At 41.7% G+C, this 14,551-nt stretch carries 15 protein-coding genes and 1 other annotated feature; of the genes, 8 read left to right on the top strand and 7 right to left on the bottom strand.

The annotated features are described in order from the left end of the window. Positions 1 to 221: 221 nt before the first annotated feature. The 6 genes from ytxC (at position 222) to VK080_RS15075 (ending at position 6,204) form a co-directional block, all read left to right on the top strand. The gene (gene ytxC, locus VK080_RS15100) at positions 222 to 1,073 is read left to right on the top strand and encodes a putative sporulation protein YtxC (RefSeq protein WP_324225600.1); all 852 of its coding nucleotides are present in this window, start codon (positions 222 to 224) and stop codon (positions 1,071 to 1,073) included. A gap of 603 nt (positions 1,074 to 1,676) precedes the next feature. Next, positions 1,677 to 3,623 (top strand): threonine--tRNA ligase, encoded by a 1,947-nt coding sequence (gene thrS, locus VK080_RS15095; RefSeq protein WP_324225599.1) that lies wholly within the window; start codon positions 1,677 to 1,679, stop codon positions 3,621 to 3,623. A gap of 197 nt (positions 3,624 to 3,820) precedes the next feature. Then, positions 3,821 to 3,948: a sequence feature (ribosomal protein L20 leader region), on the top strand. A 67-nt stretch (positions 3,949 to 4,015) separates the two neighbouring features. Then, complete coding sequence (gene infC / locus VK080_RS15090) at positions 4,016 to 4,519, top strand: translation initiation factor IF-3 (protein ID WP_324225602.1); 504 nt, start codon at positions 4,016 to 4,018, stop codon at positions 4,517 to 4,519. Between the two features lie 29 nt (positions 4,520 to 4,548). Continuing rightward, positions 4,549 to 4,746: a 50S ribosomal protein L35 gene (gene rpmI, locus VK080_RS15085; RefSeq protein ID WP_324225598.1), complete on the top strand. Its 198-nt coding sequence runs from the start codon at positions 4,549 to 4,551 to the stop codon at positions 4,744 to 4,746. Positions 4,747 to 4,807: 61 nt separating this feature from the next. Further along, entirely contained in the window at positions 4,808 to 5,164 is a 357-nt protein-coding gene (gene rplT, locus VK080_RS15080) for a 50S ribosomal protein L20 (protein WP_324225597.1), read from the top strand. Positions 5,165 to 5,631: 467 nt separating this feature from the next. Beyond that, the gene (locus VK080_RS15075; protein ID WP_324225596.1) at positions 5,632 to 6,204 is read left to right on the top strand and encodes a TVP38/TMEM64 family protein; all 573 of its coding nucleotides are present in this window, start codon (positions 5,632 to 5,634) and stop codon (positions 6,202 to 6,204) included. Positions 6,205 to 6,278: 74 nt separating this feature from the next. Here the strand turns inward: VK080_RS15075 and VK080_RS15070 are convergent, their stop codons facing one another. Beyond that, a complete protein-coding gene (locus tag VK080_RS15070; RefSeq protein WP_324225595.1) occupies positions 6,279 to 6,671 on the bottom strand; it encodes a sigma-w pathway protein ysdB in 393 nt (130 codons plus the stop codon). 149 nt (positions 6,672 to 6,820) lie between these two features. Between VK080_RS15070 and VK080_RS15065 the strand changes: the two genes are divergently transcribed. Together VK080_RS15065 and VK080_RS15060 are read left to right on the top strand one after the other, a co-directional pair. Next, positions 6,821 to 7,306, top strand: a complete 486-nt coding sequence (locus VK080_RS15065; RefSeq protein ID WP_324225594.1) for a dUTP diphosphatase — start codon at positions 6,821 to 6,823, stop codon at positions 7,304 to 7,306. A 72-nt stretch (positions 7,307 to 7,378) separates the two neighbouring features. Beyond that, on the top strand, positions 7,379 to 8,464 hold the full coding sequence (locus VK080_RS15060) for a M42 family metallopeptidase (protein WP_324225593.1): 1,086 nt from the start codon (positions 7,379 to 7,381) through the stop codon (positions 8,462 to 8,464). 38 nt (positions 8,465 to 8,502) lie between these two features. On the opposite strand, the gene VK080_RS15055 is transcribed toward VK080_RS15060, so the two are convergent. The 6 genes from VK080_RS15055 to sspI form a co-directional block, all read right to left on the bottom strand. After that, positions 8,503 to 9,171, bottom strand: coding sequence for a lytic transglycosylase domain-containing protein (locus VK080_RS15055; RefSeq protein ID WP_324225592.1), 669 nt, complete (start codon positions 9,169 to 9,171; stop codon positions 8,503 to 8,505). Between the two features lie 70 nt (positions 9,172 to 9,241). After that, the gene (locus VK080_RS15050) at positions 9,242 to 9,913 is read right to left on the bottom strand and encodes an ABC transporter ATP-binding protein (protein WP_324225591.1); all 672 of its coding nucleotides are present in this window, start codon (positions 9,911 to 9,913) and stop codon (positions 9,242 to 9,244) included. Continuing rightward, a complete protein-coding gene (locus VK080_RS15045) occupies positions 9,906 to 11,024 on the bottom strand; it encodes an ABC transporter permease (protein ID WP_324225590.1) in 1,119 nt (372 codons plus the stop codon). The genes VK080_RS15050 and VK080_RS15045 overlap by 8 nt, the downstream gene beginning before the upstream one ends. Continuing rightward, a complete protein-coding gene (locus VK080_RS15040) occupies positions 11,021 to 12,241 on the bottom strand; it encodes an ABC transporter permease (RefSeq protein ID WP_324225589.1) in 1,221 nt (406 codons plus the stop codon). Before VK080_RS15040 ends, VK080_RS15045 begins: the two co-directional genes overlap by 4 nt. Positions 12,242 to 12,257: 16 nt before the next feature. Further along, on the bottom strand, positions 12,258 to 13,841 hold the full coding sequence (locus tag VK080_RS15035) for a DUF6583 family protein (RefSeq protein ID WP_324225588.1): 1,584 nt from the start codon (positions 13,839 to 13,841) through the stop codon (positions 12,258 to 12,260). A 536-nt stretch (positions 13,842 to 14,377) separates the two neighbouring features. Continuing rightward, a partial coding sequence (gene sspI / locus VK080_RS15030) for a small acid-soluble spore protein SspI (RefSeq protein WP_324225601.1) occupies positions 14,378 to 14,551 on the bottom strand: 174 nt, incomplete at its 5' end.

The following is a 14,551-nucleotide window of genomic DNA, read 5'->3' as shown; positions in this document are numbered from 1 at the left end:
GAAACGAAGTCCAAAAAGGTGGCATATCCCTTTAAATTTTTTGGGATGCCATCTTTTTTCATGTTCCATCGATTGTTATAACAAAGGTTGTTTTAGCCCCGGAACACACCCTATCTTAACCAGCTGAGCCATAGATATTTACTAGTTTCATGGGACCATACATTTTTTCAGATGGATGTCCATATAATGTAACAGTTTGGTCTTGGGTGAGGGTGATGTTTTTGCTGGAAGTTTATTTTGAGTCGGATAAAGAGGCGATCAGTTTTTGTGAGCATTTGTTTCAGTTAAACAAAAAAATTGAATTACATTGGAAAACGACAGAGGAATGGGGGAATCATCTGCATCTGGATCATCATGAATCCGCCAGCCATTTTATGGAGACGATCGCCAAAGCAATGGTCGGGGTCTTTGTGACACATCGTCTGACAGGCATGATAAACAGCATTATTAAACATAATTATTATTATACAAATTCAGATGAGATTGAACGTATTATGGATTTATCGCATTGGATATTTGCCGGAGATGATGAAGACAGTCAAATTGTCAGAAAGAATAAAGATCCAAGCCAATTACTGTACACGCTATTTTTGGCAAATATCAAAAATTCCGGGATACTCCATTTTGATTCAATCATAAATTTTCAAATGAAAGTGTTTAAAGAACAGCTTATCCACTATGTCGGACTTGCGATTGATGAATTTAAACGGGAAGAGGATCATCAGGCATTTATCGATATGCTCAGAAGTTATATTATAAAACGTAAGCCCCTGTTTAAAACCATCCATATTTTGCAGGGGGACTCGTTTTCTTTTTTTAAACCGGATGGCAAACCGTTTTCAAGAATGGAATTACGAATGCTTATGCAGCAAGAACCGCTTTACATTGTCGGCCTTGATGTTGATGAGCTGAATTTATCACCGCTTATAGCTATGGCGCCTGATGAAATTAAACTGTTTGGTGACGATCCATCAGATCCGAAAACATTAACAGTGATCAACATTTTTCAGGAACGGGTGGAATTTAAACCATTCAGCAGCTTTCCATTTCCGAGTGATTTTAAAAATAAATAAAAAGACTTGATTTTGTCTGAAACACAAGCTATAATACGATTTATATAAAGTGAAACTTCATTCAGTGGAGCGTTTTTCCTCCACTGAATGAGAGGAACAAAGGCTAAGATCGCAACGTCCTCGAAAAAGGAAAGCACTTTTTCTTTGTGCGATGTATCGCTGTCGAAGTTTTCCTATTCCTGTTGCAACGCCTTTGTGACCTGCATCGTGCAGACCCGAACAGAACCGGGGATTCAGGGTCAGTTAGCCGCTGTTTTCTGCCGGGTTACTGACTTTATATCCGGGACAGAACAAAATTGATAAATGGAAAAGTGACGATAAGGACATGATCATTTGATTGATGGATAGGCAAGAGAAGGAAGTCGTCGGCTGAAAGCTTCCACTATGCATGCAAATGATTACCACCTTTAAACTCTGCTGTTGAACATCGGTGTAAACAGCAGCGTGTTATCTGCGTTAAAGATGAATGAAGCCGCATTTTTGCGGGAATTAGGGTGGAACCACGTGCTAACGCTCGTCCCTTTGCTTTGAGGCAGAGGGACGGGCGTTTTTAATAATTGGGGTTTTTAAAAAATTAATTTATCCAACGAAGGAGTGATATATATGGCAGATTTGACAATTACGTTTCCTGATGGCACAAGTAAACAATTTCCCCAGGGAACAACTGGAGAAGATATTGCAGGTTCAATATCGCCCGGGCTAAAAAAACAAGCATTGGCTGTTAAGGTGGATGGCCAATTGTATGATCTGCGGCGCGATTTACCCCACGGCGGTGCAATCGAAATCATCACTTACAAGGATCAGGAAGGCATAGACATTATGCGCCATTCAACCGCACATCTTTTAGCCCAGGCAGTCACCAGGCTGTACGGTCAGGTGAAATTCGGAGTCGGTCCAGTCATTGAGGAAGGTTTTTATTACGATATGGATCTTGAACATTCCTTGACACCGGAAGATCTTCCCAAAATCGAAAAAGAAATGAAGCGGATTGTTGACGAAAATCTGGAAATTAAGCGCATTGTTGTTTCCCGTAATGAAGCAAAAGAGATGTTCCGGGAAATTGGTGATGATCTTAAGCTCGAATTAATTGACGATATTCCTGAAGATGAACAAGTGACCATTTATAAACAGGGTGAATTTTTTGATCTGTGCCGTGGTGTCCATGTGCCGTCAACCAATAAAATAAAGGCATTTAAATTGCTGAGTGTCTCGGGCGCTTATTGGCGCGGAGACAGCAATAATAAACAACTGCAGCGCATTTATGGAACAGCTTTCGAAAAACAAAGCCAGCTTGATGAACATTTGCGGATTCTTGAGGACAGGAAAGAGCGCGATCATCGGAAATTGGGCAAAGAATTGGACATCTTCACTGTTTCCCAGGAAGTTGGACAGGGTTTGCCGCTGTGGCTGCCTAAAGGGGCAACTATCCGTCGTTTTATTGAACGCTATATTGTTGATATTGAAGAACGTCTTGGTTATGACCATGTGTACACACCTGTTCTGGGCAGTGTTGATTTGTATAAAACAAGCGGTCATTGGGATCATTACCAGGATGACATGTTCCCGACAATGGAAATGGACAATGAAGACCTGGTGCTCCGTCCGATGAATTGCCCGCATCATATGATGGTCTACAAAAATCAATTATATAGCTACCGTAATCTGCCAGTGAGGATAGCGGAACTGGGGACCATGCACCGCCATGAAATGTCCGGAGCACTGGCGGGGCTGCAGCGTGTCCGTGCCATGACCCTGAATGATGCGCATATTTTTGCCCGTCCGGATCAGCTGAAAGATGAATTTATCAGGGTTGTGAAACTTGTTCAAAGGGTTTACAAAGACTTCGGGATTGAGGATTACTATTTCCGCCTGTCATACCGTGATCCAGAAGATAAAGAGAAGTATATAGACAATGATGACATGTGGGAAAAAGCACAGGCCATGCTGAAAGAAACAATGGAAGAAATGGATGTCGAATACGTTGAAGCGGAAGGTGAAGCAGCTTTTTACGGCCCGAAATTGGATGTACAGGTGCAAACAGCATTAGGAAAAGACGAAACGCTGTCCACTGTTCAGCTTGATTATCAATTGCCGGAACGCTTTGACCTGACTTACATCGGCAAGGACGGTAAAGAACATCGCCCGGTTGTCATTCACCGCGGTGTTGTCTCAACCATGGAACGTTTCGTAGCATTTCTGATTGAAGAATATAAAGGTGCATTTCCAACCTGGCTGGCACCCGTTCAAGTGAAAGTTATCCCGGTTTCGCCGGATGCACACCTGGACTATGCGAAAACAGTTGCGGATAAACTGCGATTCGACGGCGTACGGGTTGAAGTGGATGAACGTGACGAGAAAATCGGGTATAAAATCAGAGAAGCACAGACACAGAAGGTCCCATTTGCCCTTGTCCTGGGGGATAATGAAATTGAGAGTAACAGTGTTAATGTCCGCCGGTATGGGGAAAAAGCGTCAAAAACATTAAGTTATGACGATTTCAGCACCATGATTAAGGAAGAAATCAATCAAAAAGTACTGAATAATAAATAGCCATCAACCCGGGTAAGCAGTATTGCCCGGGTTATATGATTAATATCACAACGGTTCAATTACGATGCTGAAGCATCTAGGCTTCCTTTTTGTCTGCAAACATGATAGACTGAGAATGTAGCTTTTACAGGCTGGCTATTAGATAGTTGACACACTGTTTAATAGATGCTATTCTGTAAAAGTTGAATAAAATGATCTGAGACAAGTAGAAGCACCCGCTTCTCACCTGATCGACGCTTCTTTGCAGTCGGCTGGTCCTGAATTTTTCAATAAAAATTATTGGAGACGTGTGGGTGCATCTGTGTACCGACACTTTTTATTTGCGATAGAAAAACTTGTCAATGAAAGATCACTCAAAAAATATTTGGAGGTGGCTTGCAATTAGCAAAGAATTGAACGTCAATGAAAAAATCCGTGCCCGTGAGGTACGTCTGATCGATTCAAACGGGGATCAGTTAGGAGTAAAATCTCGCAATGAAGCGCTGAATATTGCTCAAAAGCGTGATCTGGATTTGGTTTTGGTGGCACCAAATGCCAAACCACCGGTATGCCGTATCATGAATTATGGTAAATACCGCTATGAGCAGCAAAAGAAAGAAAAAGAAGCGCGCAAGAAACAAAAAGTCATTAATGTTAAAGAAGTGCGGTTTACTCCGGGAATTGGCGACCATGATTTCAACACAAAACTGAAGAATGCACGAAAGTTCTTAAGTAAAGGCGATAAGGTTAAAGCTTCTGTCCGTTTTCGCGGTCGTGCGATTACGCATAAGGATCTTGGACGTGAAGTGCTTGACCGTCTGGCAGAAGAAACACAAGATGTTGCGTCAGTAGAATCCAAAGCGAAAATGGAAGGCCGTAATATGTTTATGATGCTTGCCCCAAACAAAGAAAAATAAGCATTTAACGATACAAGGAGGATACCAATATGCCTAAAATGAAAAGCCATAAAGGTTCACAAAAACGTTTCCGTAAAACAGGTACAGGAAAACTGAAACGCGCACATGCGTATACAAGTCATATGTTTGCACACAAATCACAGAAGCAGAAGCGTAAACTGCGCAAATCTGCCATCGTTTCCAACAGTGATTACAGACGCATTAAAACAATGCTTCCAAATAAATAAGCTTGAGGTATTGCTTTAAAATGTCGCAACGACTTTTTAATTGAATTAGGAGGGAATTAACATGCCACGTGTAAAAGGTGGAACAGTGACGCGCAAACGTCGTAAACGCGTCTTAAAACTAGCTAAAGGTTATTATGGATCAAAACACGCATTATTTAAAACAGCAAAACAGCAGGTCATGAAATCCGGTCAGTATGCTTATCGCGACCGCAGACAGAAAAAACGTGACTTCCGCAAGCTGTGGATCTCCCGCATTAATGCTGCAGCACGCATGAACGATATTTCATACAGCAGATTAATGCACGGATTAAAGCAAGCTGGTGTCGAAGTTAACCGTAAAATGCTGTCAGACCTTGCTGTCAATGACGAAAAAGCATTTGCGCAATTAGCTGAAAAAGCTAAAGCAGCATTGAAATAAAGCGAAACTTCATTCAATAGGGCGTACTATCCCTGTTGAATGTTAGTTGAGCCGAATCGGACCTTTACAGACAGTTGCTCACTAATCCTATTTTTAATAACTTCTACCATTTTATTGAGGGGGAGTTTACTGTCTGTTAAGGCGGGGTAAAGCGAAACTTCATTTAGTGGGCAGTTTTTGCCTGCTGGATGTTAAAAAAGAGTCAAATCCGTTCTTCCGGTTTTGGCTCTTTTTCTGTACAATATTTCCCGATCCAATGTGCACGCCGCCGTTTGGATTCCTTACCAAGTAATTAGCATGAGTGGCTGACATGGAAGGCTGGGGCAGGAACGGGAGGGAAAGGCCTCCTTTCATGTGGGACAAGCTGCCTGTCCCTATTCTCCCATATTGTTAATGTCATAATGGCTCGTCTATTGTCATATACATGTACTGACGTATGAAACAAGTACCGGAGAAGGAGGTAAGGTATGGAGCTCGCTGGCAATTATATAATGGTTTTTATTGAAACAGGCGGGTTGTTCGCACCGATTTTATTCATCAGCTTTCATTTATTAAGACCGTTATTTTTTCTTCCGGTCGTTTTCATATGTATATCAGGCGGTGTTCTTTTTGGGACTGTTGCCGGCACACTGTACTCTGTCATTGGTATTACGCTTTCCAGCATCATATTTTATGCCGTTATTCGATGGATGCCAAAAACATTCACGAAGCTTGTCCATCTGAAGCAAAAATTAATGGGGCGTCATTCCGAATTTACGCCATCACAAATTGCATTGCTAAGACTTGTTCCTTTCATCCATTTTCATTTATTATCCCTGTGTCTGATCGAAATATCGTCAAACTTCAAGGATTATACAAAATCATCCATCCTGACGAACATCCCATTGGCAGTCGTTTACACATCAATTGGCAAATGGCTATCCAGCTTATCCCCAATTCATATCCTCATGCTTTTACTCGTGTTGCTGCCATTCATCTACATTCTGAGACGAAAAGAAATTATCATAAAATGGCATGACTTTTTTCAGGTCAGTACATGATGGAAATGCGCATCCTGCCGGCGGGTGCGCTTTTATATGCCCATGATGAATCTTTCTGAATGCCTGCCAATCGTTTAGTCAATTGTTGTCAGAATTAATTTATTGATGGGATATTTCCATGTAATAGTGGCATGCGGATAGCGCATCAATAATTCTTTTTCAATAAAATATAAGTCATCTTTCGTAATGCCTTCCAGTTCATTGGCATCGCGAGCAAATATGTGGATATCGACTACTTCAAATGAATCTTCAGTCGTCCCGATATATTTCTCGCCTTCAAACAAACAGCTTTTATAGACGAACTGGATATTCTTTTTGGAGTTGCCGGGGTCATCCACCATATAGAATGTATTGGCTGATTTGGCAATTTGCAGCTTCCGGTCAGGATTCCGGAAATATTGAACGATCGTATAGACAAGCATAACGAGTGCGATCAGAATGAGGAATCGAAATAAAAGTACAATCATATCCACCGTCTCCTTATTTCGGTTGATAATATGATTATACGTTTCGGCATCTCGGCAGGTTTCACGAATATGATGATTTCGTGGTACAATTAGAAGCAAATCTTTTTGGGATTACTTATCAACAATGTGGAATCGGGGGAGGAAAATAAATGGATTGGTCATCATTGTATACGATGCAAAAGCAACTGGATGCCTATATTGAGTCACAGCATGATTTATCGGGCCGGGATGTGTTCCAGGAAAAATATTTAGCCTTGCTTGTGGAACTTGGCGAGCTGGCAAACGAGACAAGGTGTTTCAAATTTTGGAGTATTAAACCGCGCAGTGACCAATCGATTATTTTAGAGGAATATGTCGATGGCATTCATTTTCTTTTATCACTGGGATTGGAAAAAGGGTATCGGTATACAGCTGATCGGGTGAATTCGGTTGAAACGGATGAAACAGGGCAGTTTAACCGTGTATATGACGTATGTACTGCATTTTATCGAGACCCTTCAGAAGCAAATTACAATCAGCTGTTTGAAAATTATTTACAGCTGGGAATTTTGCTGGGGTTTGATGAGCATGCTATTAAAGATGCTTATTTTAAAAAGAATGAAGTCAATTATGAACGCCAAAATCAAGGATATTAATAGAAATATTTTGTCATTTTTGATGTTAGCGTTATAATGAAAAAGGAATATAAAAGGAGGTTCATAATACATATGGCAAATTTGGATGAAACAAATACAATGCTAAAGGATTTGACAGACGCACGGGGAATTCCAGGAGATGAAAGGGAACCAAGGGACGTCATGAAAAAATACATCACACCGTATGCTGATGCAGTTTATACAGATAATCTTGGAAGCCTGATTGCGGAAAAGACCGGTGAGGAAAACGGACCGAAAATTATGGTTGCCGGTCATTTGGACGAGGTTGGCTTCATGGTTACCCGTATTGACGACAAAGGTTTTGTCTATTTCCAGACTGTCGGCGGCTGGTGGAATCAGGTCATGTTGGCCCAGCGAGTTACGATTATGACTGCCCGTGGTGATGTGACCGGTCTGATTGGTTCCAAACCGCCGCATGTATTGTCAGCTGAAGAGCGCAAAAAGCCGGTCGAAATAAAAAATATGTTTATTGACATCGGCGCGTCAAGCAAGGAAGAAGCCCAGGAATTCGGTGTACGTCCCGGTGACTCAATTGTCCCTTACTTCGAATTCACGCAAATGAAAAACGAAAAAATGCTAATGGCAAAAGCGTGGGACAACCGGATCGGCTGTGCGATCGCCATCGAAGTGCTCAAACAGCTGAAAGAAGAAAAACATCCAAACACGGTTTACGGCGTTGGAACCATTCAGGAAGAAGTCGGTCTGCGTGGTGCACGAACATCAGCACATGCTATTAAGCCGGATATCGGTTTTGGTGTTGATGTCGGAATTGCAGGTGATATGCCTGGTGTTTCCGATAAAGAAGCGGACAGCGAACTTGGAAAAGGGCCGCAAATTATCATTTATGATGCGTCTATGGTACCGAATAAAGGTGTCCGCGATTTAGTCGTCGACACGGCAGACGAGCAAAATATTCCATATCAATTTGCGTCCATTGCGGGCGGTGGAACAGATTCCGGTTCCATTCATTTAACGGCAGATGGTGTACCATCACTGTCAATCACGATTGCAACAAGGTATATCCATTCACATGCGGCAATCCTGCATCGTGATGACTTTGAAAACGCGGTGAAACTGATCGTTGCCACGATTAAAAAACTGGATGCCGATAAAGTGAAAGAAATTAAGCTTGGCTAGAAAGAAAGTGAAAAGAGCGGCGTATCAGCCGCTCTTATTTAAATTAAATATGCGTTCATCACTTTTTCAACATAATTTCTCGTTTCAGCAAACGGCGGTATTCCCTGATGCTTGTCTACATTTCCCGGACCGGCATTGTATGCGGCAAGCGCCAGCCTAAGATTGCCGTCATATTTTGTCAGCATCTGGCTCAAGTATTTAGTCCCGCCATCAATATTTTGCATTGGGTCATACGGATTGGTTACGCCAAGTCCAGCTGCAGTTGTCGGCATAAGCTGCATCAGCCCCTGAGCACCGGCATGACTTTTGGCATTCGGGTTATAGTTTGATTCTGCTTTAATGACTGAATGAATCAGTTTTGGATCAATACCATACTTTTCAGCTGACTGTTTTACGTATGTATCAACATTATCTGTCGAGGCAGTATTGGCTGCTGGCAGTGGTAAGCTGCTGTTTACGCCTGTATTGGGCTGACTCATCGCTGACTGTCCATCTGCCCAGCTGTTGTTCACCGCTGGATATACGGGATTATCAAAATGTGATGAGGCTTGTCCAGCTGATGCACTGTTATTCATCTGCTGTTGAAGCATTAGCTTGAACGTTAAGTCTGTTACGGGACTGTTCCATGTGCTGTTCCCGGCCGCCGATGATGTCATCGTTGCGAGCGCCTGTTGTTGTATATATGTTTGCAGGTTTCGTATATCCATTGAATCCAACTCCTGATCAAGTTACCTATAGTTTAGTTTATACCGAAAACTGGGAACTGGCAACTGCCATTCACAATAATATTGGATTTTTTCCATAAGACTTTAGTACTTGCTGGTAGAATGGATCATCACCAATACAATAAATTCGATCGCACAATTGCATAATCTCATCCATATCGTGCGAGGTATACAAAATCATTTTTTCCTGCTTTTTGGCCAGTTTTGATAAGTAGGAACCGATTTCCTTTCGGGATTTCAGATCGATACCTGCCGTTGGTTCATCCAGCAGCAGGAGGTCAGGTTCATGGATCAGGGTAATGGCGATATTCAATTTGCGTTTCATCCCGCCTGAAAGTATTTTGACGGGCTCATTCCATTTATCCAGTTTCACATCACTGCACAGCTGTTTAAGTTGATCCGGGCTTTTGCGCGTCCATGCAAGCTTTTCAAAAAACATCATATTTTCCTTTACCAAAAAATCTTCCCAAAGCGCGATATCCTGGGGAACAAACCCAATTTGCCGGCGGATTTGTTTAGCCCTGGTGTCGTATGATTGGCCGTTTAAAGTGATCGTTCCGGATGTCGGTTTGGATAATGTTGCTAACATTTGCAGCAAGGTTGATTTGCCTGCACCGTTTTCTCCGACAATTCCGATCACTTCACCGGGTTTTATGGAAAAGGAAATATTCTCCAGAATTTGCTTTTTCCCGTAAGTTTTTGAAAGCGTCTCAACTTCAAGCATGAAATTTCTCCTTTCTGAACAGCCAGGCTGCAGCAAACAATAACATGAACACTGACCAGATATTGATATACTCACCCGACAGCAGCGGTGCCAACGGATTGATCGAATCAAACCATTTCGATTGGATGGCTGACTCTAATGGCAGCAAAGCCCCGCTCCCAATCGCTGCAACTAAAACGAATGCAAATGACACCGTATAATAAATAAATTGGTTTTTAAACAGATTAGCAAACAGAAACGCAGCCATACTGGTCAATATACGGTAAACCAATAGATTGACGGGACTGATCCATTCATTGAACATGACATAAAATGCCCCGGCCGCAGCAAGATCAAAGGCAAAAAGTATAACCATATACAGCATAAAGTTCTGCAGCAAATATGATTTTAATGACCACCGGGAAAATGCCAGCCGCAAGATTGCTTTTGAGCGTTTCTCCTTGATAACCCAATCGAATACTAAAAGTGTTGATAAGAAGCTGAATACACCCCATAGCGCCCAGACAGGGAATAATTTTGATGTGTCATCAGCCGCTTCCGGCGTCTCCAAAAAGGAAAGATCTGTTTGCAGAAGATTTTCCTCCTGCTGTATCGATTTGCTTTTTGCAATGATTTCTTCATACGCCCAATTTTCTTGCCCGTTATATTGCTGTTCAAGCTGTTTAACCGTAAACGCCGCTTTGGCTCTTCCAGTCTCCTGCTGAACATACGAAATAATCATTTCTTTGACAGGCGAATAGGCTAACGATAAATCAGACTGATAACCAGTGATCAGTCTTGTCCGGTTATCCTGCTGTATGTTTTCCTCAAAGTCTTCGTGAATTATGAACACACTGTCAAGTTCATGTTTCTCCAAATTGTGCAATGCTTCGTCTTCAGGGAGTATCTCCATCCTGATAAACGGTGCTGCTTTTATCTCCTCTGTTAATTCTTTAACAGCAGCTGTTTCTTCTTCCAATACAATACCGACAGGCACTTTTGAATCTTCTTGCACCGTATCAGTTATCATCGTAAGGCTGATTGTGGCGATCAACGGAAACAGAAGCCAGAACACAAGGCTGATCCACTGTTTCTTCCAATGCATTAAGCGCGTTGTTATGATCTGTTTCATTTAGCAGCACGCTCCTTCAATAAGGAAATGCCGGCAAGCATCAGGATAACGGATATCAGTATGATGGTCAGCGCTATGTAATCAGCGTAGAGTCGTCCGTTCAAAAGAATTTCCCGAAGCCAGTAATACGCTTCACTTGCAAAAAAGTACGGAAGCAAATCCTGTATATACAATGGGAAATATAAAGCAGGTATAATGGCACCACTGCCCAGAAGAACAATCAGTGTAAACAATGAGTGGATCAGAAGGCGTATTTTTTGATCCGGGAAAATTAATTCCATAATGGCCAAGAGACACAAGTAAATTAAACTGTATAACCCAGCAATCAGGGTGATGCGGATATAATCCTCACTATATAATGGGATCGCCATCAGCGAAGCATATGTATAAAATGCACCTGCGGCTAAAATGCCAGTAAGTATGAACGTTATCACCATTTTTGCTGTCAACTGCTGAAGAATTGTGACACCATACAGCCGCATTCTGTTTTGCATACGTGCTTGTGCATCATTTGTAAAAAATGTGTAGAATACCAAAATCCAAACAGTCAACATCATGAACCAGGCTGAAAGACCGTAGTAATTGATCGGTGAGCTTGTCACTTGGTTGGTCAATTCTTCTTCGCTGATGATTTTATCTTTGCCGACCGTATAGACTAAAAATTCATTGAACTGCTGAAACAACATATCATGACGCACATCACTGTCAATGGGCAATTGCTTTGCATAAAAATTCACCGTAAGAATATTGGCTTGTGACGCGCGTATGTGTCTGGCGATGCTATCGAGCAATTCCTTGACAAGATAACTTTCCGTCTGTTTACCAGGGTTGCCTGTGATGTTCAGAGTGACAGAATCCCCAGTGTATAAACTTTCAGTAAAGCCTTCCGGAAAGCTGATATAGGCGCTTAATTGTTTATTTATTTGTGTGCTGGCCTCATCTTTTGTTAATGCTTCCATTTTAATAAAATTTCCCAATTGCGATGATTCCTCTATTAAGCTGATAACTGTTTCCGTTTCCTGTGATTTGTCAAGGTCGACGAGACCTACATGGATTGGGTCGTTTTCGTCAGGCTGAACAAGCGATACAGCGATGACAGCGACGAGTGATATCAGTATTACCGGAAACAGTAAAAGCAGAGGAAGGGCAGGCCACTTCCTCTGCAATTGCTTTAGATTGCTTCGTATAAATAGAAGGCTATGTTTCACAAAAGTCATACCGGCACTTCCTTAATTAAAAGCTGTTCATGTTACCACCGGGAGCTCCCATAATCTCCATCAGCCATTGCTGGAATTGTTGTGCCACTTCTGTCTGGAAGTAGATTTCCAATTCCTGTGCAGACATGTCACCAAGATTTTTCACGTTAGAATCATCAGGCTGATCAACTTCTTTAATCGTCTTGGCATCATTTTGGATGTTCAGGCTGACCATATCCTGCGGCAGATCAGGCAGTTCAACGGTCAGTGTATGATCTGCACTTTTTTGATCATTTTCATAGGTTGCTTCTCCACTCCATTTCAGGCTTCCGGAACCGTTTGGATCAGGGGTGGCCAATGAAAACGTTCGTTCAAATTCCCTTGTGCCATCTTCAAGTGTTGACTCGCCGTTATACGAAAGTTCAATTCCGCCGGCAGCGATTGAGACGGTGTCTTCGAGATTATTATCCTGGTTTGATAGATTGATATCTAACGTCGCAGTCATATCATCCACTGTAAATTCATAGGCCATGTTTTGTTCCGAATCATTCAAAATCTGATCGCTGGAAATCGACAGTGTGGATACCTCTTCATCTTTTGGTGCCATGCCAATCGAAAAGTCACGCTTAACGATCAGGCCATCCTTAACCCAAATAACAGAGGTCAGACCATCTGGAATCTGGTAATCTTCCAGTCCTTTAAGCGTTTCATCGATTGATTTCTCGAAATCCTCCATCATTTTGTTTACTTCATCTTTCATTTCAGCAGGCAGTGATCCCGTGGCAAAGATTCCTAATTGATTTCTGATTTGTTCCTCAATGATGTCTTTTAGCTGATCATCATCTTTAGCCTTCTCTAAAACAACAGTGATCAATTCTTTTAATTGCTCTTCGGAAAGGCTAAAAGTTATTTTATCGGCATTAACCGATTGGTCCTGTACATTAACCGTTTCGTCTTCTTTTTCAAAAGCTTCATCAGGCAGTTCGTTGTATACCATCATAAGATATTCATCCATAAGATATTCTTTATCTTCATCAGACAGCATACCATCCATTTGTTTAAATAATGCTTCAAAATCAATTTCTGCTCCGTCTAATGACGGGTCGGCTTCCTGGAGGAGTTCACTTAAATCTGTGTCTTTAATCTGCAGTATTTCGTCGAGAAAAGGCAGTTGTACAATGGCATTGTCGGCGTCCAGAAATAGTTTGATATCTTTCATTTCGATTCCGCCAAAGTTAACCTGCAGATCGGTTGCCAGCTGGTTTTCATCCTGGTTCAATTGGGAGCTCATTGTTAGCGTCGAATTATTAATCAATTGTTCTGGGCTCATGCCCATTCCGCCGGTTGGAGGGCCGTTATATTGACCGGATAATTCCACCGTGTTTTCAACCGGGTTTTCCATCGTCTTTTCTGCCCAGTCAAATTCCGGCTGATAGCGTTCTTCAATTTTGTCACCCAAAAACGCTATTGAGCTTTTTTCTGCTTTAAAATATTGCGCTTTCGGGGAACCGGTTATAAGCACAAGTGCCGCCACACTTCCGCCAACGACCAAAACGGCTGCAACAATTATGGCGATGACTTTTTTGGAGATCCCCTTCTTGACTTGCTCATTATCTTCCATCTTAACGATTCTCCTTTCTGACTCCTTATAAAAATATATGTATTATGAAGACCTTGTCTTAATACAATAGTTCTATTATATATCATTATTTAAATTTATGGTCAATCGTATTGGAAATGGTTGAAAAAAGTGAATTGATTATAATGCCTGGGAGATCAATAGATGAATAGAGAATGATTTGTTGAAAGCATACAGTTTTTACTGAATTGTTCCTAAAGATTTATATTAAACGGGACTGTTTCACATAGAGCGGACCTGGATGGCGGGAAAATGTCCTTCTGCAATGGCTTCGAAATGGTTATGAAGGGCTAAGCTGGACAACAAGTAAAAAAGTTAGTTAACAAGGGAATGAGGAGTGACTGAACTCCGGAAAACAGGCAAATGTCATTTATTGATTATCGTACAAACAACAATCGAATTAACCGGCCCCATTAAGAAATAGCATGCAAAATACATTATGATTTCACATGCTATTTCTTGTGTTTCGCCTTTTTTAAGAGCCCCCCCGCTAATGATGTATCTATCTTTAAAATAACTTAACCACTTGTATTCGCCTGCTTGACACCTTGTTCCAATGCTTCAATCATTTCCTGCTTATCCTGCTCACTTGATTCCTTCCAAATGAGTTCAAAGAGCACCCCTAAACCAGGCAGCATTTTTTCCTCACCATCCTGTATGGCGTCGGTGATCGTCGCTTCCAGCTGTTCCTG

Origin of the sequence: Lentibacillus sp. (assembly GCF_035301925.1) — a bacterium.
GTDB lineage: Bacteria > Bacillota > Bacilli > Bacillales > Amphibacillaceae > Lentibacillus.
This window is presented reverse-complemented; position numbering and strand designations above follow the sequence as displayed.